This window comes from Stenotrophomonas sp. STEN029 (assembly GCF_056760015.1).
Genome location: NZ_JBRREC010000002.1, coordinates 71,068 through 97,072, shown reverse-complemented (window position 1 = coordinate 97,072; position 26,005 = coordinate 71,068). Strand labels below are relative to the sequence as shown.

General features: G+C 60.7%; 28 protein-coding genes. 3 read left to right on the top strand and 25 right to left on the bottom strand.

Annotated elements, in window-relative coordinates:
* Positions 1-267: 267 nt before the first annotated feature.
* The 17 genes from ACVOLI_RS01000 to ACVOLI_RS00920 all read right to left on the bottom strand — a co-directional run bounded on the left by ACVOLI_RS01000 (position 268) and on the right by ACVOLI_RS00920 (position 12,306).
* Positions 268-618, bottom strand: a complete 351-nt coding sequence (locus tag ACVOLI_RS01000) for a hypothetical protein (RefSeq protein ID WP_481533154.1) — start codon at positions 616-618, stop codon at positions 268-270.
* A gap of 374 nt (positions 619-992) precedes the next feature.
* The gene (locus tag ACVOLI_RS00995; protein ID WP_481533153.1) at positions 993-1,373 is read right to left on the bottom strand and encodes a VOC family protein; all 381 of its coding nucleotides are present in this window, start codon (positions 1,371-1,373) and stop codon (positions 993-995) included.
* 326 nt (positions 1,374-1,699) lie between these two features.
* Entirely contained in the window at positions 1,700-2,026 is a 327-nt protein-coding gene (locus ACVOLI_RS00990) for a hypothetical protein (protein ID WP_481533152.1), read from the bottom strand.
* Positions 2,027-2,150: 124 nt separating this feature from the next.
* Entirely contained in the window at positions 2,151-2,330 is a 180-nt protein-coding gene (locus tag ACVOLI_RS00985) for a hypothetical protein (RefSeq protein WP_481533151.1), read from the bottom strand.
* Positions 2,327-2,827: a hypothetical protein gene (locus tag ACVOLI_RS00980; RefSeq protein WP_481533150.1), complete on the bottom strand. Its 501-nt coding sequence runs from the start codon at positions 2,825-2,827 to the stop codon at positions 2,327-2,329. The genes ACVOLI_RS00985 and ACVOLI_RS00980 overlap by 4 nt, the downstream gene beginning before the upstream one ends.
* A gap of 446 nt (positions 2,828-3,273) precedes the next feature.
* Positions 3,274-3,615 carry a ribonuclease E inhibitor RraB gene (locus ACVOLI_RS00975; RefSeq protein ID WP_481533169.1) on the bottom strand — a complete coding sequence of 114 codons (342 nt, stop codon included), beginning with the start codon at positions 3,613-3,615 and terminating at the stop codon, positions 3,274-3,276.
* 81 nt (positions 3,616-3,696) lie between these two features.
* Positions 3,697-4,017, bottom strand: a complete 321-nt coding sequence (locus tag ACVOLI_RS00970) for a DUF2004 domain-containing protein (protein WP_481533149.1) — start codon at positions 4,015-4,017, stop codon at positions 3,697-3,699.
* A 361-nt stretch (positions 4,018-4,378) separates the two neighbouring features.
* The gene (locus tag ACVOLI_RS00965; RefSeq protein WP_481533148.1) at positions 4,379-4,894 is read right to left on the bottom strand and encodes a hypothetical protein; all 516 of its coding nucleotides are present in this window, start codon (positions 4,892-4,894) and stop codon (positions 4,379-4,381) included.
* Positions 4,895-5,566: 672 nt separating this feature from the next.
* Entirely contained in the window at positions 5,567-5,977 is a 411-nt protein-coding gene (locus ACVOLI_RS00960) for a hypothetical protein (protein WP_481533147.1), read from the bottom strand.
* 107 nt (positions 5,978-6,084) lie between these two features.
* On the bottom strand, positions 6,085-6,300 hold the full coding sequence (locus tag ACVOLI_RS00955; RefSeq protein WP_481533146.1) for a hypothetical protein: 216 nt from the start codon (positions 6,298-6,300) through the stop codon (positions 6,085-6,087).
* A gap of 122 nt (positions 6,301-6,422) precedes the next feature.
* Positions 6,423-6,806, bottom strand: a complete 384-nt coding sequence (locus ACVOLI_RS00950; protein WP_481533145.1) for a GFA family protein — start codon at positions 6,804-6,806, stop codon at positions 6,423-6,425.
* 79 nt (positions 6,807-6,885) lie between these two features.
* The gene (locus tag ACVOLI_RS00945; protein ID WP_481533144.1) at positions 6,886-7,251 is read right to left on the bottom strand and encodes a TfoX/Sxy family protein; all 366 of its coding nucleotides are present in this window, start codon (positions 7,249-7,251) and stop codon (positions 6,886-6,888) included.
* Between the two features lie 74 nt (positions 7,252-7,325).
* Complete coding sequence (locus tag ACVOLI_RS00940; protein WP_481533143.1) at positions 7,326-7,712, bottom strand: ribonuclease E inhibitor RraB; 387 nt, start codon at positions 7,710-7,712, stop codon at positions 7,326-7,328.
* 466 nt (positions 7,713-8,178) lie between these two features.
* Positions 8,179-8,592: a hypothetical protein gene (locus ACVOLI_RS00935; protein ID WP_481533142.1), complete on the bottom strand. Its 414-nt coding sequence runs from the start codon at positions 8,590-8,592 to the stop codon at positions 8,179-8,181.
* A 2,236-nt stretch (positions 8,593-10,828) separates the two neighbouring features.
* Positions 10,829-11,332, bottom strand: a complete 504-nt coding sequence (locus ACVOLI_RS00930) for a hypothetical protein (protein WP_481533141.1) — start codon at positions 11,330-11,332, stop codon at positions 10,829-10,831.
* A 57-nt stretch (positions 11,333-11,389) separates the two neighbouring features.
* Positions 11,390-11,797 carry a WapI family immunity protein gene (locus tag ACVOLI_RS00925; RefSeq protein WP_481533140.1) on the bottom strand — a complete coding sequence of 136 codons (408 nt, stop codon included), beginning with the start codon at positions 11,795-11,797 and terminating at the stop codon, positions 11,390-11,392.
* A 62-nt stretch (positions 11,798-11,859) separates the two neighbouring features.
* Positions 11,860-12,306, bottom strand: a complete 447-nt coding sequence (locus ACVOLI_RS00920; RefSeq protein WP_481533139.1) for an SseB family protein — start codon at positions 12,304-12,306, stop codon at positions 11,860-11,862.
* 509 nt (positions 12,307-12,815) lie between these two features.
* Here ACVOLI_RS00920 and ACVOLI_RS00915 point away from each other — a divergent pair.
* Positions 12,816-13,874, top strand: a complete 1,059-nt coding sequence (locus tag ACVOLI_RS00915) for an integron integrase (protein WP_481533138.1) — start codon at positions 12,816-12,818, stop codon at positions 13,872-13,874.
* Here ACVOLI_RS00915 and ACVOLI_RS00910 read toward each other — a convergent pair.
* Together ACVOLI_RS00910 and ilvD are read right to left on the bottom strand one after the other, a co-directional pair.
* Positions 13,862-14,467: a hypothetical protein gene (locus tag ACVOLI_RS00910; RefSeq protein ID WP_481533137.1), complete on the bottom strand. Its 606-nt coding sequence runs from the start codon at positions 14,465-14,467 to the stop codon at positions 13,862-13,864. The genes ACVOLI_RS00915 and ACVOLI_RS00910 overlap by 13 nt on opposite strands.
* Before the next feature lie 30 nt (positions 14,468-14,497).
* Complete coding sequence (gene ilvD, locus ACVOLI_RS00905) at positions 14,498-16,336, bottom strand: dihydroxy-acid dehydratase (protein WP_481533168.1); 1,839 nt, start codon at positions 16,334-16,336, stop codon at positions 14,498-14,500.
* 547 nt (positions 16,337-16,883) lie between these two features.
* Between ilvD and ACVOLI_RS00900 the strand changes: the two genes are divergently transcribed.
* Positions 16,884-17,450: a DUF1190 domain-containing protein gene (locus ACVOLI_RS00900; RefSeq protein WP_282272394.1), complete on the top strand. Its 567-nt coding sequence runs from the start codon at positions 16,884-16,886 to the stop codon at positions 17,448-17,450.
* 4 nt (positions 17,451-17,454) lie between these two features.
* Complete coding sequence (locus ACVOLI_RS00895; protein ID WP_481533136.1) at positions 17,455-18,642, top strand: glutathionylspermidine synthase family protein; 1,188 nt, start codon at positions 17,455-17,457, stop codon at positions 18,640-18,642.
* 183 nt (positions 18,643-18,825) lie between these two features.
* On the opposite strand, the gene ACVOLI_RS00890 is transcribed toward ACVOLI_RS00895, so the two are convergent.
* The 6 genes from ACVOLI_RS00890 to ACVOLI_RS00865 all read right to left on the bottom strand — a co-directional run bounded on the left by ACVOLI_RS00890 (position 18,826) and on the right by ACVOLI_RS00865 (position 25,892).
* Positions 18,826-20,124, bottom strand: a complete 1,299-nt coding sequence (locus ACVOLI_RS00890) for a DUF58 domain-containing protein (protein ID WP_481533135.1) — start codon at positions 20,122-20,124, stop codon at positions 18,826-18,828.
* Between the two features lie 340 nt (positions 20,125-20,464).
* On the bottom strand, positions 20,465-21,490 hold the full coding sequence (locus ACVOLI_RS00885; RefSeq protein WP_481533134.1) for an AAA family ATPase: 1,026 nt from the start codon (positions 21,488-21,490) through the stop codon (positions 20,465-20,467).
* Positions 21,487-22,635, bottom strand: coding sequence for a DUF4350 domain-containing protein (locus ACVOLI_RS00880; protein WP_481533133.1), 1,149 nt, complete (start codon positions 22,633-22,635; stop codon positions 21,487-21,489). Before ACVOLI_RS00880 ends, ACVOLI_RS00885 begins: the two co-directional genes overlap by 4 nt.
* The gene (locus ACVOLI_RS00875) at positions 22,632-24,218 is read right to left on the bottom strand and encodes a DUF4129 domain-containing protein (protein ID WP_481533132.1); all 1,587 of its coding nucleotides are present in this window, start codon (positions 24,216-24,218) and stop codon (positions 22,632-22,634) included. Before ACVOLI_RS00875 ends, ACVOLI_RS00880 begins: the two co-directional genes overlap by 4 nt.
* Positions 24,208-25,200 (bottom strand): stage II sporulation protein M, encoded by a 993-nt coding sequence (locus tag ACVOLI_RS00870; protein ID WP_481533131.1) that lies wholly within the window; start codon positions 25,198-25,200, stop codon positions 24,208-24,210. Before ACVOLI_RS00870 ends, ACVOLI_RS00875 begins: the two co-directional genes overlap by 11 nt.
* A complete protein-coding gene (locus tag ACVOLI_RS00865) occupies positions 25,197-25,892 on the bottom strand; it encodes an RDD family protein (protein ID WP_481533130.1) in 696 nt (231 codons plus the stop codon). Before ACVOLI_RS00865 ends, ACVOLI_RS00870 begins: the two co-directional genes overlap by 4 nt.
* Positions 25,893-26,005: the final 113 nt, after the last annotated feature.

Sequence of the window (26,005 nt, the reverse complement as noted above, 5' to 3'; positions counted from 1 at the left end):
ATCGGCATAGGGTGCGATGCCACTCCCACGTCCTTGTCGAGAGTGGCACCGCATTTACCGCTGAAGGATGGAGTACCATCGACGTGGATACGGCGATAAAACCGAGTCCCGCAAAGATCTGAGAGTCCAGAAACTGCTGGAAGATAGTCAGCCAGCCCTGCGAAAGCCGATGATCGAACCGGGCGCGTGCTCCTGCATCGCTGCGCTGATCGTTGGGCAGCCGCCCAAGCGACTCATTCGATAGTTGCGGCAGCAGCAGCGATGCAACTACCAGATGTCGATGGTGGTTGCGAAACCCGCCGGGTCATACGCATGTATCGTGATCTCCGCTGGGATGAAGCTCTTGCCGCGATAGGTGGGACTGGCTGCATAGCGGCTCAGTTTGCCTGCGCGCATCAGGGGCAACACTGCGCTGGTATCGATCCTGCGCTTCTGCTCCGCAACCCAGGTTGGCACAAACACCATGTTGTCCGCATCGCAATCACCACCAAGTTCTTCCGGAAGCAAATGCAGGAAAGCCAGTTCAAGTCGTCGCACCGCTGCTTCGCACTTTTCTCTTGTATCGAAATGCCAGAAGTCAACGCATCCGGTTTTGCGGGGGCGGTGCCCGTCGTCCATGACGCTCTCCTGTAGCCTTCACAACTGACGCGCGTGCATGGACCAAGGCAGCGTTGCAGCGATGAAGCGTGCTGGGGGGCGCCGCGTTGAAACCCGCAATCAATGTCGCCGTCTTTGGTGCTGAGAGGATACGAGAGTTTTTCGATGTCACCTTGTTACCACTGGGCATGAGCTGGCACAGACGCGGCATGTAAGCATCTGCGCTCACTTGGCGGTAGTGCGCGGCGTGTGGCATCAGCTGAGTCAAGCGTTTGAGCAGCGGGCTGGAGGGCGAATAGTCGCAACGTGTTGATGTCCTGTGGTCGGCGCTATCCGCGCGCGCAGCATCCCCTCGCGCCAACCCGCCGCATGCGATCAAACGCCGCTGGTAGTGCTCACTGCCCGGCAGGCGGTTCCCACAGCTCGATCTTGTTGCCCTCTGGATCCATCACCCAGCCAAACTTCCCTTGCTCGGAGCGCTGCGGTTCACCCACGACATTGCAGCCCTCGTTGCGCAGTGCCGCGAGCAAGGCATCCAGGTCATCCACGCGGAAGTTGATCATGAAAGACGCAGTGGAAGGCGCCATATAGGTGGTGTCTGCGGCAAATGGGCTCCAGATCGTCGCGCCCGCCGGGCTCTCAGCGCCGCCCCACTGAAACACCGCGCCGCCCCAGTCGCTGACATCCAGGCCGAGGTGCTCGCGATACCACGCGGATAGCGATTTTGGATCGTTCGACTTGAAGAAGATGCCACCAATGCCGGTTACGCGCTTCATGCTTGTTCTCCAACGGTGATCAGGGGGGGCTGCATCGCGGGGAGGTGGGACAGCATGTTATCGGTCCAATGCCCGGAATGCTGCAAGAGGGCGCGCCGTGCAGCAGAACCGTGGTGTCCTCTACTTGGGTTGGCCAGTCATAGCTCGGTGGCACATGCGGTTTGCATGGATCACGGGAACTTATGCGTTATAGGCGCGCACGACAAGCCGTAGTGCTGGTACGACGAGCAACCTTTCAGGCCATCGAGTGTAGAAGGATCCGGTAGTGCGCGAAGCCGTCCCGATCTGCTGCCGAAGCGGGATCGGTTGGGTTGAGCTGTCAGGCCTCATATCTGGATGAACAGCGAAGGTGCGTATGCAGACCAATACAATGCGATGGTACCGAGGAGGCTGAAAGAAACTGCAAGGATGACGCGGAAAAATGTAGGCCTCCATGTAGCGAAACCAACAAGAAGCAGACAGATTGCGGGCAACGCCCACCACCATTTGATACTGCGAAATACAAACTGGGAGTAGCCTGATTGAGCGACGTTGAAGCTGCTCCACGCGCCAGTGAACGCATCAATCGCGCCGTGCTGTACGGCGTAAATGAAGTAACCTTGGGCCAAGGTCAGCACCAGCACAACGGCTACGAACAATAGTTTCTTGAGCATGAATTCCTGCTTTTGGAGTGAACCAACCCACGAAGCCAATCCGGTGCGAATGGACTGCGAGGTGGAAGGCTTCCTGGTACTGGGGACACTGGTTGCCCGGCCATTGCGGGCAGCGAAGATACTATCAACTGGAACTGCTAACGGGCGTGGTTTGTCCTTTGGATCTCAGTGCGATAACCCACGCAGCGATCTCCAGTGCCATGCCAATGCCGCCCAGCAACCATGCGCCTGTGCTGGATGAAGCAACGTAAAGGCGGAGTGCGGCAAGAAACAGAAGGATTGCGAAAGCATGCAGGATTTTCATTTGGCCATCTGTTTCTTTGGTTGATCAGGCGCTCGAAGCGAGTGCGCCTTGAATGTACTGCTTGGACCCGCTGTCGTCAGCAAGTGATCCACCAACGCACCAATGGTGCCGGACCCGCAGGCTTCCCAGAAGGCGGTTTCCAACTTTACGTCCGCGATCTCCTCCATAGCTCGGATTGCGTCTTCTATGTCCGCGTCATCGATCGCCGCGAAGCTCGGGCCACCTGCAATGACCAACAGCGAATCTCCCGGAAGAAAATAGGGCGTTGGCCACCGGCAATGCCGGGAGAGAACAACGCCGACAGCGGCGGCCAGCGCTTGGCGATCGCCGCCACCCCAGGCATCCATGGAGCTCGAGGTGCGAGATGCCTGGTTGGAGCGAAGAATCTTGAAGAACGACAGGTCGGGACCTATCCATCTCACCCCTATGAAAAAGCGTTTCCAGCGGCCAGTGGGTGGATAGTGAGATGGGTGCCGGAGCGGTTCGTCGGGATGCATGGTGAGGAACTCTCCATGGGGATGACCGGAAACAAGAGCTCGTTCCCACTGGGCGCAATCCATGGATGTCTCACCGAAAAACTCCGGAGAGCTGTAGTCCGGTAGGCTGCTGGGGAGAGCGGAATTCGATTTGAACGCCGCATTGGTACTATGCCAAGTATTTGGCGACGATTGCGCCCAGGGCGAGTACAGCTCCCGCGATTGATATGAGGCGAATATGCTTGTGCCATCCATACGCCATAAGGGCGAAACCAGCTGCTCCCAAAAGGTTGCGAAGGCTTTGTCCGTAGAAGACGAAATCTACGAGATTGATTGCCGCAAATATCAGGAGAAGTACAAGGAAAAAATTTCTACTGCTAGCCATGCAGGAAAGCCCCGTGATCTTTTCTTTCTTTCAAAGCATGCCTCGACATAGGCTGTGGAACGGCCTCGGTTTGTGTCCACTGTCAGGTCGTTGCCGGCCCAACATCCATGCCGTCATAAGTATCAACGCCGAACTTGTCAGCAAGCGCATAGAGCTCTTGATTTCTTTGGTGCAGCGAGAGGACCGAGTGTGGCTCCAGCTTTTCCACATGCAGGAAATAGTATTCATCCTCGCCTTCGTCAAGCTCCGGAATGAACATTTCAACAAATCGATAGCCTTGCTGATCAAGCTCGCTGGCGAGTGTGCGCAGTTTATCGGCCGATGCGTCAGTGAAGAAATAGCCCCAAAGCATTGGGCCATCGATGTTCCAGTCCGTTGATTTCTGGATGTTCGAGAACATGGTTTCCAGACTTGCGATATCAATCATGCAAACACCTGACTCCATAAGGACGCCGAGCCGCATATCGGATTCGGCCTGGATGAATTGTTCGGAAAGAACTGTTGATCAACTCTCCATCGAGATGCCATCGATGTTACCGCTCTCATCGAAATGCACGGAAATGACGTAATTTGTCACGTCATCGGGGAGCGTAAAGTCGAAGTACTCAATGTCATCGTCACCCCAGGATGAGCCAAGTACCAGAAGGCCAATCACGGTGGATGCCTCGGGAGTCTCTGACTTGAGGTGTTGCTGCCAATAGGTTCCAGGGAGCTCAGCGAGGTGATGCTCAATGAACAGAGTGATGCTGTCCTCTCCGGCCTCGGTACCGAAAGCCTGCTCGATTGCATCACGCGCCTGTTTTTCTCGTTCCAGGGCGGCTGACATTGTCTCTCCTTGATTGTCCAATCCCTATCAGGTGGCGTCGGTCACCAGCTGAGCGCATGGCCAGCGCCGCCTCGCTTGGGCAACCTGACACGTGCCGATGATGCCATGGCGGCAGGAAGGAGTTCACCCGGGAAGGCTTGCCGAACGTCGCAGGCAGAGCGCGAGCAGGGATAGCGGAAGGGCGGGGAGATATAGGGCGAGGGACAAACTTGCCGACGCCTGGATCAGTTGAACCTGCTGCCCGGAGCCGCCGGGCAGCCAGTCGACCTTGCTACGAAAGAAGAAGGCGCAGAGGCGGGACAACACCGTCGGCGGACCCTGGAGCAGCGCGGCGGCAAGAAGTGACAGCTTGAAGGTCGCACTACGACCCGTCCGGCCGAATAGGCTCGCGGCTACCGGTTCGGGGATTGAACGCAAGCTTGTCCCCATTGACCAGTTCCACCACGAACTGGTTGGTGCTGTTGAAGCCGATGTTGTGCACCCAGGCAAGGTGCGACACGGTGCGCAGGAGTTGCGACTTGTGCCGGTAGAGCTGGTCAAGCTTGATGGTGCGAACAAGTCGGTTGCGGTTGTAGAAAAACAGAACTGGCTCGTCCAGTGTCACTTCTACCGGAACGAGGTTCATGCCGCTGTAGCCAACGACCACTGACTCTCCGACATCTGAGAGGAAAAGCCAGCGATGCCATCCGGGTATCTGCCAGGAGTCCTGTCCTGAGACCTGCGGAAACACAAGCGTTGTGTTGCTGGCTGGGTCGGACGTAGCGCAGAGCTTTCGGGTAGCGGAGCAGGTTGTGAACTTTTCCGGCGTAGGCAATGGAGTATCAGCAAGCGCTGGGCTTGTGAGAAGAGCAGCGATGAGTACGATGGAGCGCTTCATGACGCGTAACTCTTGGGCTGTACCGAGTTAGGAAGCGGGTCGGCTTCAATGAAAGGTCAGGCCGCGGGCGAACCTGTCATCGAATGTCCTTGATACCAGGCGACCCATTACGTGTAACTCTCTCGCCGCACGTCGGGCAGCACCAGCCTCCCAACAGGGCTTCACGCATGCTGGATGGCCTTCGGAACCTTGGCAGAGGCGCTTCGCACTTTGGACACGACTTGCGGGGAAGCAAGAGTGCCATAAGAAGTACAGCCACCCCGCCAGAGATACCTGCAATCAGTATAGGTGTCAGCAGTGTGTCCATAGGACTCCTTTGCACGCGAAACTCGGGAGTAGTCAAGCCGAACCGCAAAAGCGATTTCGGCCTGGATTCGCTATCAGGCTGCCGTGATGGCAGCATCACCAGCTTAAGTTGATGCTGGGTGCGCTGTATCGAGCTGCGCGTTCTTTTCCACAGCGGCATCATAGATTTCAAACAGTGATGCTCTGGTGGACCAGATGCCCATGCATACCAAAAGCAAGGCCATTGGCAACAATTTGTAGATTCGCTTCTCAATCATTGGAATTACGTCCTTTGTAAACATCCAGTGAACCGCTTGACTCCGGAGTTCCGTACATCTGCAAAACGGATGCGGCTTGCATGAACTTCCAGCTTCACCCGTCGCCAGCCTAGCTGAATTTGCTCGACAGCGGTGAGTAGAAACAGAGAGCAAGGATGGCGCCGTTTAGGAGTAATGATGCTTCGTAGAACAGTGACGACGGGCGGGAAATGACATGAGGCGCATCAAGAACCGTCAATGCACTCCAGCCCAAGGTGAAGAGCAGATATGCCCACGGGCTGTACGGGAGGAAAAAGGCAATGGCCATGAGCGAGGCAAGATAGCCGACAACCAACACGATGCGCAGGGCACCATGGAACGGATGAGCTTTACTGGATGCAACAACACGCTCCTTGATCTTGAGCCGTTCTTCGCGAAGCAGCTTCGGAAGCGACCTGGCACCAAGCTCATCAGCCACGATGCCGCCAACCGTGACAAAGATAGTTAGCACTACGAGCAGGCGGAACGTCAGTTCAGTCATTGGTATTCTTCACGGGAGGCCCGACTCTGGGATTAAGTTGCGGCGCGTAGCGGCGTCGGCTTGAACGAACTGTCAGGCAGTTGGCGGTGAAGACCTGCTGCCATAGCCTACTTGCTGGAGTCAGAACTCACTTGCCACACAAAGCTGAGAATAATCCCGACCAGCCCAATTGGCACGCAAACGACCCAAGCAACCCAACCCGGGGCTTCCAAAGGAACAAAAGAGAAGGCAGCGACGCCGAGAGCAACAGTGACTGCGAGGCCGACGTAAAGGCGCCAAGACAGGAACAGCTCTCCGAGCTCCAGTAGATCAAGAAGTGCCATCAACCATCTCCTGCTGCCTGACGCTCTGAGTTAAGCCGCGCCGCGAAGTGGCTTCGGTTTGAATGAATTGTTAGGCGGCACCTGCGAACTCACGTGCGCCCAATGTGGAAAGTGGCAAGTGCTCAATCCAGGAACTCCCACGTGTCTGCGCCATCGAAGCGCCTGACTGTGACCGACCCCAAGAGCTCAGCCTCGAAGTTCCGTAGGTTCACCCCGTGGCGAGCACCCGGCGTCGGTTCAATTGGCTCCCAGTGGGTGGAGATGCCGCAAGTCCTGCACCGATAGTTCGTCAGGGTCCGATCGCCCCAGATGTAGCTTTCCGTGTTCTCCGGGTGGCCTTGGATGGAAACCGAGCCAAGCTCGTAGAAGGCCCACAGTCCTCCTGTGCGCCTGCATAACGAGCAGTTACAGCTCGTTGCCGTCTCGGGTGCGGCAGGCAAAGCAAGGCGCACTGATCCGCAATGGCAGGAACCTTGAAGTGATGGTTGAGACTTTTGCGGGTTCATTGGAATGCGCTACTGGTTGTTGTGCCGCCTAACACCTGAATCAAGCCGTGCCGCGGAGCTGATTCAGTTTGAATGATTGTTAGGGCACGGCCTTGCGACTGCGCCTGCTGCCGGCTGTTGTTTTCCGTGGTTTGGCAGGTTTTGGCGCCGGCATGAGCTTGGCGGTCTCTGTAATGAGGTGCCGTAGCGCATCGGTGTCGTCCAGCACCTCATCGGCTACAGGATAGTCCTTTGCACCTGGATACGGTGGCCGCTGCGGCAGGCTTGGTGCCAGCGCGGCGGCCGCAGCCGAGGGTTTGATGAAGAGACTGTTGTCACAAGCAAAAGCGACCACTTTTCCGTCCAGGTAGAGCGCGTACTCACCGAACATCTTTTTGGATGTGAGGCGACTGCCCAGGCCAGCTTGCTCCGTGACGTACTCGATGAAGTCTAGGTCAGTAGCCATGCTGCTCCCGTGGTCTAACTCTGGAATTAAGCCGATTCGCGAGGCGAGTTCGGCTTGAATGAACTGTCAGGGCGCTATTTCACTACGCCCGTGCCCCAGCCATCGTAGTCACCTCCATGCTTGGTCGCTACTGCCTCAAGAGCACGTGTCGTCGCGGTCATTGCATCCAGCTGTGGCACCATCTTACGGGTAGCATGAATTTGCCATTGAGACTCTCCGGACACGCGATCTATCGAACTGATGGTGTAGCCGAGTTGCTCCATATCCGCAGCCGCAGCCTTGGCTTTTCTTTCGGTTGGTACGAACATGAAGAAATCAATGTTATGCGGCTTTGAAACGTTCGATCCGGCAGAAACCAGGTTCTCTATGACGCGAGCGTCCCATTGTTCTGCCATGGACTGAGCCATGCAAGGGCTGGAGATGAGCAGAGAAAGAAAGGTCAGATGGATGAGAACTTTCATGGTGCCCTAACTACGGAATTAGGCCGCGCCGCGACGCGTAGCAGTGCCGGCTTGAATGAGCTGTTAGGCCGCGACGCATGCCTACGGCAGGCGTGCATTTGCCAAGGGTCTGGCTGCGACCAACGCTGCGAGCACCTTTGGCCGGTTATGTGCATTGTTGATACCGGCGGGTAGCCGGCTCTGCCAAGGCTGAAATTCCCAGTGGTCGCCGCCAGTAGAACACTGACGCGTAGAGTTGGAGGGTTTCCGGAAGTAGGCGATCGCAGCCTCAAGCTGAGCATTTGATAAGAACTCTAGCCTGAACTTGGCGATTGCAATAACAAGTACCTCTCGAGCAGGCTCAGGCGCTGGAACGTCAGGCATGTGGTTTCGGTGTACCGAAGAATCGAACATCTCGATTGCAGAGCTTTTCATGCGCGGCCAGAGTCCGGAGTTAAGCCGACCCGCGTGGCGGGGTCGGCTTGAACTAATTGTTAGTGGGTAGTCGCGAGTGCCAGCGGTGAACCTCCTGCAGCTCGCTCGTATAACTGCACTCGTCTGTGGAAATTGCAGAGTGAACTGAAAAGTCAAAGGAGACGATACGTGCACGATTCGTATCCAGACGACCTGTGCGGATCTCCGCCGCTACCGTTGCAGATGAAATGGAATGAGCCGGTATTCGGTTGATGCTTAGTCGATGGGAGAGCCAAGACTGTAGCTCGCCAGCGACGCGGAGTTGGATGTTGCCCGCGATGTCGTGAGATGCAGTGCCTGCAAGAACATCGACAAGAAGGGTGCCGTCAGGTAGCCCTGCAAGTGCCTCAAGATCGTCGCCCATACGCCAGCCGACGAGCATTTGGCAAAGAGTGTTGGCGAAGTCCTGAATGATCTTGCGACGCACTATCTCTGCCCTCTAACTCTGGAATTAAGCCGGGCCGCGAAGCGGGTTCGGCTTGGATGAACTGTCAGGCGCGAAAGCCATGCTGGCTGTGAATTCAAAGTCCCCAGATTGCATCTCGAAGCGCGTCCCATAAATCCTTAAGCTTCTTTCGGCTTCCCATGAAGAAAACGACTCGTACTAGTTGTATCAGCGCGGCGAGTAGAAGAACAAGGAATCCAATCAGCCCAATTGCATCCCTAAATAAGATTCCTGCGATGGCGAGGGCTACAAGTGCTGCCAGAACGGCTAGGTCGGACTTCCGCATTTCTCTTTGCGTAGCAGTGGTCATCGCGCCTAACGCCTGAATTGAGCCGAACCGCGAAGCCGCTTCGGCTTGAATGAACTGTTAGGCGGCGGTGACCCTTACCGCTCCCCGGGCCAATGCTGCCTTGCTTGTGCAACCCAATGCGAGCCGATCATGCCACAGCTTGCGTGATGGAGCTTGCCCCGGAAACCTTGCCGAGCGCTACCGCCGAAGTGCGATGAAATGATTGCGGCAGAGCAGTGAGGTGTAAGACGAAGTGGCGGGCTTGCCGCTGCCAGGAATAGTTGGAACCGTTACCCGGAGCCGACCGGTGATTTGCCGATGTTGCTGCCGAAAGGAGAAGGGCCAGCCAACCCGACGCACCGCCGCCTAACTCTGAAATTAAGCCGCGCCGCGAAGCGGCGTCGGCTTGAATGAACTGTTAGGCACCAAGCCCGCCATCTAGATGCGCAGGTATTGGGCCACGATAGAATGTGCCAGGAACAGGCACAGCACGCCACCCAGTAAAAGCGCCGAGCGTAATGTGCTGAAGCAATGCAACACAGCCAAGGATGGTGCCGGACTCGTCGCCACACCAGATAAAGACCGTCGTGCGATCTCTGGCCGGCATTGCAGCAAGCGCATCCTTATCTAAGGCGTAGATGCTCTCGTCGCCGCCACCGGCCCAGCCGCAGGCATTGAAGTCTGCCCAGACATAGGGCATTGGCTGAGTGGGTAGATGGCCTTCCATTGGTGCCTAACTCTCGAATTAAGCCGACCCGCGCAGCGGGTTCGGCTTGAATGAACTGTTAGGCCACAAGCTAGGGGAACTGCACTTGCGACCCGTACACGACCTCACCAGCTTGGACTCGTAGCTCAATGTCCGCAAGGCGCTGATAGATCCTGCGCCAGTGCCGCACCCAATGCACCAATAGTGGCAGGCCGAACAGAAGGTAGGTGACGACTGCTAGGAAAATGGCTGCGGAAACCTCGCTAGGATGCAGCCAAAGCCATGCCGCGACTACGAAAGAGCTGAAGATGACTCCGCCCACACCTGCGGCAAGAATTGACCGTGAACGCATGGCCGAAACGGCCTTGCGGACATCTGAGAGATCATCAAGCGATATGCGAGCGGAGCTTTCCATGTGCCCTAACTCTGGAATTAAGCCGACTCGCGAAGCGAGTTCGGCTTGAATGAACTGTTAGCCCTCATCCGGATCTGGCTCACGCGGAAGACGTTCCCAAGGTGCGCCAACGGAATCCCGCCAAGCCTGCCAGCCAATCGGAAGATCAGCCAACTCTCCAACGCTCCGGTCCTCTTGATACGCACAACCGAGGCAGACGATGGCGCCATGGGCACTATCATTGGTGGTACCGCAAAGGAACTGCCAATCACCGTCGTGATCGTGACTGACCAACAGGACGGGATAGCCCTCGCGTAGCACCTTGGTTGTGGTGAACGCAGCTAGGTTGGTCGGCTCTGAGAATGGCCAATCGGATGCTGGAAACGAATGTGGATGTTCCTCGACTGAGTCCATTTGGGCTAACTCTGGAATTAAGCCGACCCGCGAAGCGGGTTCGGCTTGAATGAATTGTTAGGGGGCTGGCCAGTGACGCTCAATCGGGAACTCCAATGGCTGAAGCCACCTTGCGCGATATGCAGCATCGCGTGCAATTTTGCGTTGACGGTCGCGAATCTTAGTGATGTACAAAGTATCACCATCAACTAGCTCAACGAGGCCTGTTTCTGACCTTCCCTCGTCCCAGAAGAAGATGCGCTGCGAGTAACCGTTGTTTAGTGAGCCATGCCAGACAAGGAAGTGCCATGACCGGCCATCAGGTCCGTGCATCGGGCCTTCAAGGTTTTGACCACGCCACCAGCTCACACAGCCCCCTAACTCTTGAATTAAGCCGCGCCGCGAAGCGGCGTCGGCTTGAATGAACTGTTAGGCGTCAATCGAAGTCGGTGACGCAAAGAAACCACCATAAACCTCTGGCGCCCTGCCAACAAAAGTACGACTTGGAAATCGTAGCTTGGCTGGTAAGTACTGACCATTCTGGATCATCCATGCGGAGGACCAGAAGTTCATCAAATGGCTCCGGGAAGAGCGCGGCCACTCCATTTTCCACGAGATGCCTGCCTTCTTGCTTTGGCAGGCTCCCCTGGCCATGGCACCCGCCCTGAACAAGCAAAGATGTAAGTGACCCCTCGAACTCCAAGCGATCCAGTGCTGATGCGGCGCGCCGTGAGGCACAGACCTGGCCGAGCTTGGAAAGTGCGACCTCAAACTCACTTGTTTGAGACAGTTCCTCTAGCGGAAAGTCGGCTCCTTCAAAGTAGGGCTTAGTCGAGGCGGTGCCCTTCATTAACACGGAAATCACGTCGCCGCATTCTTGTAGTGCAGAGTGCAGAGAGGCTGAAGCTGGCTTTTCGAACAACCGCCGGAATGGGTCCATGACGCCTAACGCCTGAATTAAGCCGAGCCGCGTAGCGGCTTCGGCTTGAATGAATTGTTAGCCGGCAACCAGGGCGCGGAACTGGCTGAAGATCTTTGGCAACTCGGTCGGCTCCAGCTCAAACCCGCCGGATACCTTTGTGGGCCAGTATGTTGGGCCGCTGTACTGATAGCGTTGAAGGGAGACCTCTGCAACCAAGTGCCCCAAGTTGTCTCGCGATCTTAGCTTGATGGAAAACTCTTCTGGGGTGGCACTTTGTAGCAAAGCCTCGCCGGAGCGAGTGCGCTCAAGAGAGGCTAGGCTCTCGACGAAATCGGACAGGGCTGGTTGTTCCAGCCAAACGGAATCGTATGTGCCACGGAACGCGCCCAAGGTGACACTGACTTGGACGCGCAGGTCGCCCTCGTTCGGTACTCTCTCAAGTACAACGAGGTCTGTATGTTCTTTTTCAGTGCCGATGCGCATGATTTGACGGCTAACTCTGGAATTAAGCCGACCCGCGAAGCGGGTTCGGCTTGAATGAACTGTTAGAGCCCGGCAAGGGGATGTCCGAGGATTGCATGGATGTCTGCGGTGGGAACGCCGGCCCAAGGGCCGGCAGGATTAACTATTAAGCCTGATAGATTGTTTTCTAGGACGAGGTATAGAACGTCCTTTGCTTCCATTGAGAACGTGAGAACTGTTGTGGCGCGACGTAGCGCCTCTGCGTGGCTGGTGAAGGCCAATAGTGCCTCGCCTCCGTCCGGGGAGGATGTAGTCAGTACAGGTATAGCTGCTGCTTGTTGCAATGTCAGTGGTCCTTCCTCCCAGCTCTGGGGAACGCCACGGGACGCGATAAAGAGCTGCCCAGTCTTTAGCGAATCGTAGAACGCACTGCGACTACGAGCACTGGGATCCGTACTCAAGAGCTCGACCGCATCGACGATGCTTCGCGTCTCATTGGCTTTTTTCTTGGCAAACAGAGACCAGATCATAGGGCTCTAACTCTGGAATTAAGCCGCGCCGCGAAGCGGCGTCGGCTTGAATGAACTGTTAGGCGGCGGTGACCCTTACCGCTCCCCGGGCCAATGCTGCCTTGCTGGTGCAACCAAACGCGATCCGATCATGCCACAGCTTGCGGGATGGAGCTTGCCTGGGAAAATTTTCCGAGCGTTGCCGCCGAAGTGCGATGAAATGATTGCGCTAGAGCAGTGAAGCGTAAGACGAAGTGGCGGGCTTGCCGCTGCCAGGAACAGTTGGAACTGTTACCCGGAGCCGACCAGTGACTTGCCGGTGTTGCTGCCGAAAGAAGAAGGGCTAGCCAACCAACACACCGCCGCCTAACTCGTATTGGACCGCCTAACAGCGGTGTAGCGCAGAGTATCCTTGTTTTCTTGCCGCTTTCAAACTGAGAAATTCCCACGTTGAATCATGGATTTAGCCGATAGGGGCAACCAAAGCTGCACTGCATGCTTCCCAGAAACTACCGCTTGGGAGCGGCCATATGCGTTACGACCCTGTTCCAAGCGGTGTAACACCGGCGCAGCCGCCGCGATTGCTGGATAGCGTTAGGGCACAGATTCGTTTGCGGCACTACAGCATCCGTACCGAGCAGGCCTATTTGGGGTGGATCAGGCGGTTCATTCTGGCCAACGGAAAGCGCCATCCCCGCGAGATGGGCGGTGATGAAGTTGCGGCATTCCTCAGCCGGCTGGCGACGGAAGACAAGGTGGCGCCAGCCACCCAGAACCAGGCGTTGGCGGCGTTGCTGTTCCTCTATCGCGAGGTGCTGCGGATGGAACTGCCATGGTTGCAGGACGTTGTGCGTGCGAAGCGCCCCAAACGTTTGCCCGTCGTTCTGCCCGTGGAGGATGTTGCCCGGCTGTTGTCGGCAATCCCGGAAGGTGTCACTGCACTGATGGCGCGCCTGCTGTATGGCACCGGCATGCGACTGATGGAATGCCTTCGCTTGCGGATCAAGGATGTGGACTTCGCGCGCAGTGAGATCTGCGTGCGTGCCGGCAAGGGCAACAAGGATAGGCGTGTTCCGCTGCCCGTGTCGCTGCGTGATCGTTTGCTGCAGCAGCGCGAGCAGGTGTTGTTTCAGCATCAATGCGATCTTGCTGCAGGCGTGGGGCGGGTCCATCTGCCGAATGCCTTGGCAAGGAAGTTCCCATCAGCTGACGTACAACCGGGCTGGCAATACCTGTTCCCTTCGCACAGGATGTCCCGCGACCCACGCACGGGGCGGCGTGGCCGCCATCATCTCAGTGAGGAAGTGCTGCAGCGGGCGATCAAGCAGGCGCGCTTGCAGGTGGCAATCCTGCAGCCGGCCAGCTGCCATACCCTGCGGCACTGTTTTGCCACCCATCTGCTGGACGCGGGCTGCGACATCCGTACCTTGCAGGAGCTGCTGGGCCATAAGGACATCGCCACGACACAGATCTACACGCATGTACTGGGGCGCGGTGCCGGTGCCGTGCTCAGTCCCTTGGATCGGCTGCCGGTGCCGGCTTTGTCGGTGCTGGAAAGCACCCGTGGGCTTGACGATCAGCGCGTGTGAACCGGGCGGAAGCGTGCAACACCGTACTGGTCGCATTCGAATGCGTAGTGGTCGGGGTCAACCACGGTTGCGATGTGTTCGCGGGCCTGGGCCTGATCGCGGCGCCCGCAGGCAATGGTGGTGAACGTCAACGGCGCGAGCATTTCGATCCTTGCCGGGCCATGCATGCCTTCGCAATGGCCGTTGAGCGCTATCCATAGCTGGCCGCCGCGCTCACTCAGCGCAAAGCCGCCGTTGTCGAGGGCAAGGTGCTCGCCGGTGTAGAGCAGCACTTCGGGTTCGTCCTTGCTGGCGAATCTGATCTGCATGCCGGTGATGTCGTTCCAGTGCGTCACTGCGCCTGGGCCGCTGCTGAAAGCCGGGCAGTCATGCACACGAAGGTGCAGCGCATCGGGCGGAAGATCGTCTTCGTCCAGCACGATGCCGTCGGGGTCGATACGCTCGGCGTGGATGTCGAAGTCCCACAGCAGTGCGGGAAGGTGGGCATCCACATAAGCCCCCAGCTCGGCAGTCGTCACCCGATACGGGTGGCCATTCCACAAGCAGCTGGCGGTGGCAGGCAGCGGGGGCGGGCAGGGGGTGGCCGTGTTCATGGCCACATTCTGCCGCGCCCGCTTGCACGGTCAACCGTCCAGCAGCGCCTTGTCGCGCACGGCGCCCTTGTCGGCGCTGGTGGCGAGCAGGGCATAGGCCTTCAGTGCGGTGCTTACCTTGCGTGGGCGTGCCTCGGCCGGCTTCCAGCCCTTGGCATCCTGTTCGCTGCGGCGGCGTGCGAGTTCGGCATCGTCCACCAGCAGGTTGATGCCACGCTGCGGGATGTCGATCAGGATGCGGTCGCCGTCACGCACCAGGCCGATGGTGCCGCCACCTGCGGCTTCGGGCGAGCAGTGGCCGATGCTCAGGCCGGAGGTGCCGCCGGAGAAGCGGCCGTCGGTGAGCAGCGCACAGGCTTTGCCCAGGCCCTTGGATTTCAGGTAGCTGGTCGGATACAGCATTTCCTGCATGCCGGGACCGCCCTTCGGGCCTTCGTAGCGGATCACCACCACGTCGCCGGCCTGTACCTCGTTGCCGAGGATGCCCTTCACTGCGGCGTCCTGGCTTTCATAGACGCGGGCATTGCCTTCGAACACGTGGATGGATTCGTCCACGCCGGCGGTCTTCACCACGCAGCCATCGGCGGCGAGATTGCCGTACAGCACAGCCAGGCCGCCTTCGCTGGAGAACGCATGGGCAACGTCACGAATGCAGCCTTCGGCACGGTCCACATCCAGCGACGGCCAACGCGTGGATTGGCTGAAAGCCACCTGCGTGGGGATACCTGCAGGACCAGCCTTGTAGAACTGATGGACGGCCTGATCCTGGGTCTGGGTAACATCCCATTGCGCGATGGCATCGCCAAGTGTGCGGCTGTGCACGGTGGATGCATCGGTATGCAGCAGGCCGCCACGCGCCAACTCGCCGAGGATGGCCATGATGCCGCCAGCGCGGTGCACGTCTTCGATGTGGTACTTCTGCGTGTTCGGCGCCACTTTGCACAGCTGCGGAACACGTCGCGACAGGCGATCGATATCGCGCTGGTCGAAGGCCACTTCGGCCTCCTGTGCGGCGGCCAGCAGGTGCAGGATGGTATTGGTGGAACCGCCCATGGCGATGTCCAGCGTCATCGCATTTTCAAACGCTTCGAAGGTGGCGACGCCGCGCGGCAATACGTTGGCTTCCTCGCCGCCGTACCAGCGATGGCAGAGCTCGACGATCAGTCGACCGGCGCGCTTGAACAGCGCCTCGCGGTCGCTGTGCGTGGCCACCACGGTGCCGTTGCCAGGCAACGACAGGCCCAGTGCTTCGGTCAGGCAGTTCATCGAATTGGCGGTGAACATGCCCGAGCAGGAACCACAGGTTGGGCAGGCACTGCGTTCGATCGCGGCCACCTGCTCGTCGCTGACCTTGTCATCGCCGGCAGCAACCATCGCGTCGATCAGGTCGAGTTTGTGGTCGGCCAGCTTGGTCTTGCCGGCTTCCATCGGGCCGCCGGAAACGAACACCGCGGGAATGTTCAGGCGCAGTGCGGCCATCAACATGCCGGGGGTGATCTTGTCGCAGTTGGAGATGCACACCAGCGCATCGGCGCAGTGGGCATTGGCCATGTATTCGACCGAGTCGGCGATGATCTCGCGGCTGGGCAGCGAGTACAGCATGCCGTCATGGCCCATCGCGATGCCGTCGTCCACGGCGATGGTGTTGAATTCCTTGGCCACGCCGCCGGCTGCTTCGATCTCGCGCGCCACGAGCTGGCCAAGGTCCTTCAGGTGCACGTGGCCGGGCACGAACTGGGTGAAGGAATTGACCACCGCGACGATGGGTTTGTGGAAGTCGCCATCGGTCATGCCGGTGGCACGCCACAGGGCGCGGGCGCCGGCCATGTTGCGGCCGGCGGTGGAGGTTTTAGAGCGGTATTCGGGCATGGGGGCGAGCTGGAACGGGCTGGCAGAAGTGCAGTGCGATTGATTCTGCATCAAGTTCCCGGTTGCAGCTGCAACCATTGGTTTGCGGTGGTTGTGGGGTGGAGTGGGGCGGTTGAGTGGCAGGTCGATTGGCGGCTGGTGGGGCTGGTGGGGCTGGTGGGAAGAGCGGGGTCAGGCGAAGCCAAGGCCAAAGCTAAAGTCCAAAGCTCAAAGGCACCCCTCCCCAACCCTCCCCTGCGCTGCGCGCAAGGGAGGGGGCTGTTTGCTGCGCTCGTTCAGGCCGCGAGCGAGCCGCCTTTACCCCCTCCCTTGCGCGTAGCGCAGGGGAGGGTTGGGGAGGGGTGCCTTTGGTTTTGGCTCTTCCAACACACCACCACCATCGCCGACGCGCTGAATAGCGAAGCAAGCAGAAAAAAGCTCAAACCCAGGCACCCCAAGGCCTTTCCAGGCATCAGCTGAAAACCGATTCAGTTTCGGGAGTTTTCCGGTTTCCGCCTTGCCGCCTGCATCGGGCATTATTGGGAATCAAATTGACGGGGAACCGACCATGAAGCGATCCAAGGCCACCGCACTGGTGCTGATGAGCGCCGTGCCGCTGCTGCTGACCGCCTGCCAGAAGGAAGAAACGGTGCAGGTGCAGGAAGGGCTGTACACCTCGGTGGAAGCCTGCAGCGAAGCCACCGGCAATCCGTCCAGCTGCCGCGAGGCGTTTGCCACCGCGCAGCAGCAGTCGGCCGATGCCGCGCCCAAGTACGCCAGCAAGGAAGAGTGCGCCAAGGAGTATCCGGCCGAGCAGTGCGTACAGCAGCAGACGAGCGCCGGCACCTCGTTCATCGGCCCGATGATGATGGGCTTCTTCATGTCGCAGATGCTTAATGGCAGCCGTGGCGCCGTGGCCGCACCGCCGGCATCGCAGCCTGCGTTCAAGGACAAGGCCAATGGTTGGGCCAAGCCGGCCGCACCGGGCGGCACCGGCGGTTTGAACACCGGCAGCGGCATTGGTGCTGGCAAGGCTGGCCTGGCTCCGGTCAACGCCACCCCGAACCGCGCCGTCACCGCCAGCCGTGGTGGTTTTGGTGCGCGTAGCGGCGGCCGCAGCAGCGTCGGCGGTTGATGCAGTGAAACGCGTTGCAATTGCCGAACGCGGCAACTGGAAGGCCCGTGCTGCGGAGGCGGGCTTCCGCTTCCACACCATCGACGGTGCACCGTATTGGGATGAAAGCGCGTACTACGCGTTCACCCTGCGCCAGATCGAGAACGATATCGAAGACCCCAGCGCCGAGCTGCACGCGATGGCGATGGATCTGGTGGGCGAGGTTGTGGGCAGCGATGCGTTGATGGCGCAGCTGGCCATCCCCGAGGCATTCCGCGATTGGATCGCCGAAAGCTGGCGCCGCCGTGATCCGCATCTATACGGTCGTCTGGATTTCGCCTACGACGGCAACGGGCCAGCCAAGCTGTACGAACTGAACTACGACACGCCGACCTCGCTGTACGAAGCATCGTTCTTCCAATGGCAGTGGCTGGAAGACCAACGTAACCGTGGCGCATTGCCGCAGCAGGCCGATCAGTTCAACTCCATCCACGAGACCCTGGTGGAGCGCTTCGCCGAGTTGACCTCGCGGCTGCCGCCGCCGCTGTATTTCAGCGCGGTGGGGGAGTCCGAGGAAGACCAGGGCACGGTCGCCTATCTGCGCGATTGCGCGGCACAGGCCGGGCTGCATGCGTCGGCGCTTGCCATCGAGGATATCGGTTTGTCGGCTGATGGGCGCTTTACCGATCTGGATGATGTGGTGATCGGCAGCCTGTTCAAGCTGTATCCGCTGGAAGACCTGATGCGCGAGGAATTCGGCGCAGCCTTGCCACGGTCGGGCGTGCAGTTGCTGGAGCCGGCATGGAAGGCGGTGCTGAGCAACAAGGGCATCCTGCCGTTGTTGTGGGAACGTCACCGCGGTCACCCGAATCTGCTGGAGTCCTACTTCGACGATGGCAGTGCCTTGCCGGCCGGCTGGGTGCGCAAGCCGCTGCATTCGCGCGAGGGCGCCAATGTGGCGATGCACATGAGCGACGGTAGCTGGCAGGAGAGCGAAGGGCCGTACAACGGGCCGAGCATTCGTCAGGCGTTCCATGCGCTGCCGGTGTTTGACGGCAACTACCCGTTGGTGGGTAGCTGGATCGTAGGCGACCGTGCCTGCGGCGTTGGCATCCGTGAAGACAACAGCCGCATCACCCGCGACAGCGCCCGCTTCCTGCCGCACGCCATCATTGATGATGCGCCGCAGGGCACAACGCGGATCTATCTGTAAGTAGTTGCTGGGCTGTTTGTGTTGTGGGAGCGGCGTAAGCCGCGAAGCTTGCGCAACATCAGCAGCGGCAAAACCAACCCCTCCCCAACCCTCCCCTTCGCTGCGCGAAAGGGAGGGGGCAAAAGCGTAGAGCCGAGCCATGCTCGGCTTTTCTTGTGGGAGCGGCGTCAGCCGCGAAGCCGGTTACAGCAGGCCGTCGCGCTTTACTGCGAGGTAGCGTTCGACCAAGGCTGCAGGCAGTTCTTCAGCGGTGACGTCCAGCACCATCACTCTATGGCTACGCAGTGCTTCATGGGCATCGCTGCGCTGCTGCAGGTAAGCGGCAATTGCGCCGGCTTGTATCGCCTCGGGTACGGTTTCCACATCGCGTGCCAAGGCCTGGTCCAGTTCGCGCTCGCGCAGGCTGGCTACGCAGACCAGATGCCGCTTCTGCAGCAGGCGCACGGCGGCCAACAGGTCTTCGATGTCTTCATCGCGGACGTTGGTGACCAGCATCACCAGGCTACGCCGTGATTGCCGCAGCGACAATTCGGTGGCTGCGGCGAGATAGTCGGTAGCTACCGGCCTGGGCTGCAGGTCATAGCTGGCGCGCAACAGGCTGTCGATCGCGCCCATACCGCGCTTCGGTGCGACCCAGCGGCTGTCACCGCCGCTGGCGAACAAGCCGACGCCATCGCCCTGGCGCAGCGCCAGATACGACACCACCAGCGAGGCGTTGAGCACGTGGTCGAAATGCGACAACCCGCCCTCGTCGGCCATCATCCGCCGGCCGGTGTCGATCAGCATCACCAGCTGCTGGTTCTTTTCGTCCTGGTATTCACGCGAGATCAGTTTGCGTGCACGTGACGTGGCCTTCCAGTCAATCTGGCGCAGGCTGTCGCCGACGCGGTACTCGCGCATCTGGTGAAAGTCGGTGCCTTCGCCACGACGGCGCTTCAGGTGCGCACCTACCAGTCGTGATGCCATCTCCGCGCTGAGCAGGGCGAAGCGGGTGAGTGGAGCGAAGTTGGGGTAAACACGCACGGTTTGCTCTGTGCCGACGGTGCGCTGTTGCCGCCATAGGCGCAGTGGTGAATGCAGGCGCAGGTGCACACCATCAAACACGAAGGTGCCGCGGTTGGCCGGGGTGAAGCGGTAGCTGAAACGGGTTTCGCTGGCTTTGCCCAGTTTCAGGCTGCGTGGCAGGCCGTTGCTGTTCCAGCCATCCGGCAGCAGGTCGAATACGTCAACGCGCTGCTTGCCGTAGGAATCCAGCTGCAGCCAGGTTTCGCGTTCGACACCCAGGGCGAGGGAGTCAGGGAGTTCGCGCCGCACCTGCGGGCTGGGTTTGCGCCAGAGCAACGCGAGGTCGATCAGGGCAAGCAGGGCAATAGCCGCAGCACTGATGGTCCATGCCTGCATGGGCAGGTAGTGCAGGGCGACTGGCAGGCCTAGCAGGCCCCAGAGCACCAGCAAGGTGATCAGTAGGGGAGCGGGTCTCACTGCGTGGCCCTGGTTGTTTGGAAATTTTGCGCTTGGCATGGACGAGCGAAAGCAAAAACCGAAGCACCCCTCCCCAACCCTCCCCTCCGCGCTGCGCGCGCAAGGGAGGGGGCAGGAGCTACGGCACCCCTCCCCAACCCTCCCCTCCGCGCTGCGCGCACAAGGAAGGGGGCAGGAGCTACGGCACCCATCCCCAGCCCTCCCCTTCGCGCTGCGCGCGCAAGGGAGGGGGCAGGAGCCAGAGCACCCCTCTCCAGCTCTCCCCTTTGCGCTGCGCGCGCAAGGGCAGGAACTGAGGCAAGGGCTTCGTTTGGCATGCTGGCGCTTCTTGCCGCGTTGCTCACTTGCGCGGCGCCTCCACCTTGGCGAGCAGGGCGGTCAGGGCGTCGTCGGCGGATTGGCCTTCGATCTGCAGTTCCGGGGCCAGCGCGATGCGGTGGCGCAGTGCCGGCTTGGCGATCTCACGCACGTCGTCCGGGGTGACGAAATCGCGGCCGGACAGCACCGCCTGTGCGCGGGCGGCGCGCACCAGCGCGATGCTGCCGCGCGGGCCTGCGCCCAGGGCGATACCGGGCCACTTGCGGGTCGCCGCGACAATGCGCACGGCGTAATCGATTACCTGCGGGTCAACGGTGATCGCGGCAACTGCCTTCTGCAGTTCCACCACATCGGCGCCGCTGAGTACGCGCGGCACCTGGCTGAGGTTGAAGTCGCTGGCGGTGCGGCCGGTGGTGATGGCCTGCACCATCTGCTTCTCGTCTTCCAGCTGTGGGTAGTCGATCAGCACCTTCAGCAGGAAGCGGTCCAGCTGTGCTTCCGGCAGCGGATAGGTGCCTTCCTGCTCGACCGGGTTCTGCGTGGCCATGGTCAGGAACGGCGGGGTCAGCGAGAAGCCCTTGCCTTCGATGGTGACCTGGCCTTCCTGCATCACTTCCAGCAGCGCGGACTGGGTCTTGGCCGGGGCGCGGTTGATTTCGTCGGCCAGCAGCAGGTTGGTGAACACCGGGCCACGACGGATCTTGAAGCTCTCGGTCTTGGGGTCGTACACCGCGTGGCCGCTGACGTCGCTGGGCATCAGGTCGGGGGTGAACTGCACGCGTGCGTACTCCAGCTCCAGCGCCTGTGCCAGTGCGCGGACCAGTAGTGTCTTGCCCAGTCCGGGTACGCCTTCGATCAGTACGTGGCCACCGGCCAGCAAGGCAATCAGGATCTGGTCCAGTACGTCGCTCTGGCCGATGAAGGCATGGCCTACCGCGTCGCGGATGCGCTCGACGCGTTCAATCAGGTCCGTGTTGACCGGCGCAGGAGCAGGCGTCGGCGCGGGTGCATCGCCGGGGAGGGCGGGCGGAGTGAGCTCGTCGGTCATAGCTGGTTTCTCATCTGGATGAGCAAGCGGATGCGGTCGCGCAGGGCCACGTCGTCCTGCGAAGGGGGAATCTGCAATGCGGTCTGCACACGGCCGATCGGCCACTGCAGGTGATCGGCGATGGCCTGTGCCTGGGCGTCGCCAGTCAGCGCGGCAGCCACCGGTGCGCGACGGCGCAGGCGGGTGAGGAAGGCCTGGCGCACGGCGTCGTACAACAGCGGTGACTTGCGGTAGCGGTGCAGGTGCTCGCCGCTGGCGCGCACATGCTCCAGCAGCGAGCGACGGTCTTCGCGCGGCGAGGGCAGCAGGGCGCCGAAGCGCTGGCAGCGCATCCACAGCCACGCCAGCAGCGCGAGCAGCAACGGCACCCATACCGGCCAACCACGCTGGAACAGCGTCTTCCACAGCGATGGCAGCTCCATCGCATAGATCAGGTGGGTGGTGCCCTTGCCGTAGTTGGGTGACAGCACCAGGCGGGCCAGGTCGCGGTGCGGGATGTCGCGCAGGCCGGTGTCGCGCTCGCCGCTGCCATTGAGCAGGAAATCCATGTCGCCCAGCACATCCACCCGGCCCAGGCCGTAACGCAGGCGCGCATAGGCCAGCGTGCCATCGTCGTCTGCATCGGCCCAGCGGCGCTCGGCGCGGGCCTTCCCGGCGAGGGTGAAGCGGTTGCCGCTACAGAACTCGTTGTGGGATTCCTGGCCGGGGACCTGCCAGATCTGGCAACGCGCCGGGACTTCGCTGGTCACCACGCCAAGACGTTCCAGCAGGCCTTGTTCATCACCATCCAGGTCTTCGTCGGCATCGGGCGCCTGCAGTAGCAGGTGACCACCAAATTGCAGCCAGTCCAGCAGGCTCTCGACCTGCGCCGGCGTGAGCAGGCGCGGGTCATCAAGCATCAACACGGTATCGCCGGGCTGCAGCTGCATGGCTGGCAGGTCGAGCTGGCGCCGGGTTTCGGCCTTGCTGCCGTCGCGGATCAGGGCTTCGCGCAGCGCATACAGCGCGTTGTAGGTCGGTTCGCCATAAGCAGGCAGGGTGACTTCTTCGCTGACTTTCTCGTAATTGCGGACGAACCAGAACGCGACCAATGTGGCCAGCACCAGCAGCACGATCACCAGCGTATTGCGCACGGCGGCGTTCATGCCGGCCACCCGTACTGCTGGTGCAGTTCCTTGATCAGCACGTCGAATTCTTCATCGCTGGGCAGACGGCCGGCGTAAGCGGCGTACTGCCAGATGCGTACCATGCGTGCGAACAGGTTGCGATCTGCCTCCTGCGGCATCTTGCGTGATGCACGCAGGCATTGCGCTTCGGTGGCGCCCGGCGGCAACACGGTATTGCCGCGTTCGACCAGCACTTCCACCGAAGCACGGTACAGCAATGCCAGCGCGTGCCGTGGCTTGCCTTCGCGCCACAGCCGGCGCGCGCTGCCGAGGATGTCCGGCGGCAGCACTTCCGGCAGCTGCAGCGCTTCCTGCAACGCAGGCGCCTGCACGTCACGGCTGCGACGGCCATCGCCGCGGAACCACGGCAGCCACCAACGCGCTGTCAGGGCGAGCGCCACCAGCAGCACGCCAAGCAGGATCCACAGGATGCTCTCGCTGATCAGCGCGGCGAACTTGGCGATGGCACCGAGGATCGGGCCGGGATCGGGGTTGTCGCTGTCGTCGGTATCGGGCTTCTTGTCCGATGCCTTCCTTACCCAGCGGGTGACGCTGCGCTTGGCGCCAAGTTGCGGGTCTTCATAGGCACGTGCCGCAGCCTGGCGGAAGCCGGCGGTATCGGCGGGTGCAGCGCCAAACAGCTGTTGCGGCGTGGTCGCGGTAGCGGATTCCGTTCCCGCTTCGTCCGCGGCTTTGTGGTTGCCGTGGCTGCTGACGTCATGCGTATCTGCGCTGTCCTGCGCCCGTGCCTGCAGCGATGGCAATGCGAATACGGCCAGCAGCAACACCAGCATCGGCGCCAGCCCAGCCAGTCGTTCGCGCAGGCGACGGAAGGCGATCTCCACATCCCAGGCTTCCAGCTGGGTGCGACGGTTGAGGTAGAGGCCAAAGCCGGCGCCGCTGTAGAACGGGCTGATCATGGTCATCGCCAACCATGCCAGCAGGTTGAAACCTATCCACGCCCACGCGGGGGTGTCTTGGCCGATCAGTTCCCACGTTGCTCGCAGTGACTCGGACAGCAGCTCCACCGGTACGAACATGAAGATCAAGGCAACACCGGCAAATTGCAGCATGGCCTCGAAATGCCAGCACACCCAGGTGAGCAGGGTGGCGTGACCATAGGCGGCACCGCCGAGTGCATGCCGGCGTCCGCGCCGCTGGCTGGCGTCGCCACCTTCCAGCAGATCGACCGGCATCAGCAGTGAGCGGGCAGGGCTGAGTCGACGCCAGCCGAGATAGGCGCCGACACCGCGCCACCCCCAGTTCCACTGCGCGCGCAGAGTCTGGCCGGTAGTGGGCTCGGCACCAAACGCGCCGCGCGAAATCACATACAGCGGGATACGTTCGAACGCGGGCTTGAGCCACCACAGGATGAAACTGGACACCCAGAAGTTGTCCAGCCACCAGCCAAGCAGGTTGAGCAGCGCAAACACCGGCAGTGTCAGCAGTACCCAGGGCCTCCAGATTGCGGTGGCATGGCGGCGGACCAGGGCGGTGCCCAGTTCCATCGCCTCCCATTGCGAACGCGCACGCAGAGCGACATCAAGCTGGTCAATCCGCATGGTCACCTCCACGCCCGCCGCGCCACAGCCACAACAGCACTGCCGTCCACAGCACGGCAGACACGCTGAGCTTGCCCCACATCGGCACCCATGCGATCGATGACCAGAACGCCTCGATGAAAGCAGCCACCAGCAGCATGAAGGCCACGCCCAGGCACAGCCGTGCGCCAATCACGCCGCCTTCGATCAGTGCATCGATGCGGCGTTTGCGGCCTGGTGCCACCAGGCGCAGGCCAAGCTGCAGGCCGGCACCACCGGCAATGACGATGGCGGTCAGCTCGAATGGCGCGTGCCCGACCACAAAGCGCCAGAACGGATCGCCCGAGCCTATCTGCTGCAGGTGCCCGGCCACCGCACCAATGGTGATGCCGTTGAACAGCAGCACCAGGATGGTGCCGATACCGGCCAGCAAGCCGCTTGCAAACGTGCGCAGGCCGATGCTGATGTTGTTCATGATGTAGTGGCCGAACATCGCCCAGTCGGTGCCGCTGTCGCGGCCCAGGTTGTCGGCCGCGGGGTCATACATCTTTTCAATGTGTGCGAGTTCGCGTGGATCCATCAGCATGTGGATCAGCTCAGGCTTGTATTGCAGCAGCACGAAGATGCCGACCAGCGGAATCGCGAACAGTGCGCACGCCACCCACATCGCGCCTGCCTGGCTGCGTACGGTGCTTGGGAAATCGGCGAACAGGAATTCAAGCGCACGCTGCCAGCGCGGTGCCGGTGTGCGATACAGCAGGTTGTGGCCGCGCTGCATCAGCTGCTGCAGTTGTTCCACCAGCTGCGGGCTGTAGCCACGGCGGCGCGCCAAGGCCAGCTGCTGGCATAGGCGGCGGTAGCGCTGTGGGATGGTTTCATCGCCCAGCACGTCGGGGTCGATGCTGGGCCGCTGCTTCCGCGTGCGTTCGCCACGGCGTTGCAGCCAGTCCTCGAACTGCTGCCATTCGTGCTGATAGCGGGTGACAAACTGTTCCTGTCTCATCGCCGCCCCAGCAACCAGTTGGCCATTGCATACAAACGCACTACGCCAGCCTGGCCGCGATCCTGGCTCAGCCCACTGGCGATGTCGGCCAGCTCACGTTGACGGCCTGGTGAAAGTGCCGGCGCGCGGTCGGCGAAGGCGATCAAGGCAGCCTGTTCGCTGGGCTGCAAGGGCAGCGGCGGTGCGAGTGCGGTATCGATGCGTGCTGGCGGCGTGGCCGGACGTGGCACGGTATGGATTACCAGCGAGCCGGCGACCAGATCGCCCAGGCGCCGGCCATGCGCGTCAAACAGGCAGGTGACCAGGCCCAGCGCGTAACCAAATGGCAGCGCATCGACAGTGCGCAGCAGGTTGCGCACGATCGCCGCCATCCAGCCCAACGGTGCGCCGTCGCGGGCGACTACGCGCAGGCCCAGCACCTTCTTGCCCAAGGTGCGGCCGAACCACACCTCCAGCACGATCGGGTAGGCCCAGAACATCAGGAACATCAGCCCGAGATAAAGACCGCTACCGAATTCGCCCAGCGCGACCAGCAATGGGCTCATCACCATCAGCACGCCAAAGCGCACGCACAGGTCGATCAGCCAGGCCAGGGCACGCGGCACCGGACCGGCAGCGGGCAACTGCAAGGGCACGCCCTCGGGTGTGATGACCTCGCGATAGGTGTCCAGCATCGGCCGCGCTGTGCTCATTGCCTTGGCTCCAGCACCTGCTGGTGGTCCTGCATGCGGCGGATGGAAGCCCGGAGTCCAGCCCGGACGGATGCCTGTGGCATTCGTGTCTCTGCTACGTCCCTATCAGAATG

Coding starts and splice junctions, on each gene's coding strand:
- ACVOLI_RS00985 (WP_481533151.1), bottom strand. CDS start 2,330: ATGAAAATCCTGCATGCTTTCGCAATCCTTCTGTTTCTTGCCGCACTC.
- ACVOLI_RS00900 (WP_282272394.1), top strand. CDS start 16,884: ATGAAGCGATCCAAGGCCACCGCACTGGTGCTGATGAGCGCCGTGCCG.
- ACVOLI_RS00930 (WP_481533141.1), bottom strand. CDS start 11,332: ATGGACCCATTCCGGCGGTTGTTCGAAAAGCCAGCTTCAGCCTCTCTG.
- ACVOLI_RS00925 (WP_481533140.1), bottom strand. CDS start 11,797: ATGCGCATCGGCACTGAAAAAGAACATACAGACCTCGTTGTACTTGAG.
- ACVOLI_RS00885 (WP_481533134.1), bottom strand. CDS start 21,490: ATGACCGACGAGCTCACTCCGCCCGCCCTCCCCGGCGATGCACCCGCG.
- ACVOLI_RS00965 (WP_481533148.1), bottom strand. CDS start 4,894: ATGAAGCGCTCCATCGTACTCATCGCTGCTCTTCTCACAAGCCCAGCG.
- ACVOLI_RS00995 (WP_481533153.1), bottom strand. CDS start 1,373: ATGAAGCGCGTAACCGGCATTGGTGGCATCTTCTTCAAGTCGAACGAT.
- ACVOLI_RS00945 (WP_481533144.1), bottom strand. CDS start 7,251: ATGGCTACTGACCTAGACTTCATCGAGTACGTCACGGAGCAAGCTGGC.
- ACVOLI_RS00970 (WP_481533149.1), bottom strand. CDS start 4,017: ATGTCAGCCGCCCTGGAACGAGAAAAACAGGCGCGTGATGCAATCGAG.
- ACVOLI_RS00920 (WP_481533139.1), bottom strand. CDS start 12,306: ATGATCTGGTCTCTGTTTGCCAAGAAAAAAGCCAATGAGACGCGAAGC.
- ACVOLI_RS00880 (WP_481533133.1), bottom strand. CDS start 22,635: ATGAACGCCGCCGTGCGCAATACGCTGGTGATCGTGCTGCTGGTGCTG.
- ACVOLI_RS00950 (WP_481533145.1), bottom strand. CDS start 6,806: ATGAACCCGCAAAAGTCTCAACCATCACTTCAAGGTTCCTGCCATTGC.
- ACVOLI_RS00875 (WP_481533132.1), bottom strand. CDS start 24,218: ATGCGGATTGACCAGCTTGATGTCGCTCTGCGTGCGCGTTCGCAATGG.
- ACVOLI_RS00915 (WP_481533138.1), top strand. CDS start 12,816: ATGCGTTACGACCCTGTTCCAAGCGGTGTAACACCGGCGCAGCCGCCG.
- ACVOLI_RS00955 (WP_481533146.1), bottom strand. CDS start 6,300: ATGGCACTTCTTGATCTACTGGAGCTCGGAGAGCTGTTCCTGTCTTGG.
- ACVOLI_RS00870 (WP_481533131.1), bottom strand. CDS start 25,200: ATGAGACAGGAACAGTTTGTCACCCGCTATCAGCACGAATGGCAGCAG.
- ACVOLI_RS00865 (WP_481533130.1), bottom strand. CDS start 25,892: ATGAGCACAGCGCGGCCGATGCTGGACACCTATCGCGAGGTCATCACA.
- ilvD (WP_481533168.1), bottom strand. CDS start 16,336: ATGCCCGAATACCGCTCTAAAACCTCCACCGCCGGCCGCAACATGGCC.
- ACVOLI_RS00910 (WP_481533137.1), bottom strand. CDS start 14,467: ATGAACACGGCCACCCCCTGCCCGCCCCCGCTGCCTGCCACCGCCAGC.
- ACVOLI_RS00960 (WP_481533147.1), bottom strand. CDS start 5,977: ATGACTGAACTGACGTTCCGCCTGCTCGTAGTGCTAACTATCTTTGTC.
- ACVOLI_RS00990 (WP_481533152.1), bottom strand. CDS start 2,026: ATGCTCAAGAAACTATTGTTCGTAGCCGTTGTGCTGGTGCTGACCTTG.
- ACVOLI_RS00980 (WP_481533150.1), bottom strand. CDS start 2,827: ATGCATCCCGACGAACCGCTCCGGCACCCATCTCACTATCCACCCACT.
- ACVOLI_RS00940 (WP_481533143.1), bottom strand. CDS start 7,712: ATGAAAGTTCTCATCCATCTGACCTTTCTTTCTCTGCTCATCTCCAGC.
- ACVOLI_RS01000 (WP_481533154.1), bottom strand. CDS start 618: ATGGACGACGGGCACCGCCCCCGCAAAACCGGATGCGTTGACTTCTGG.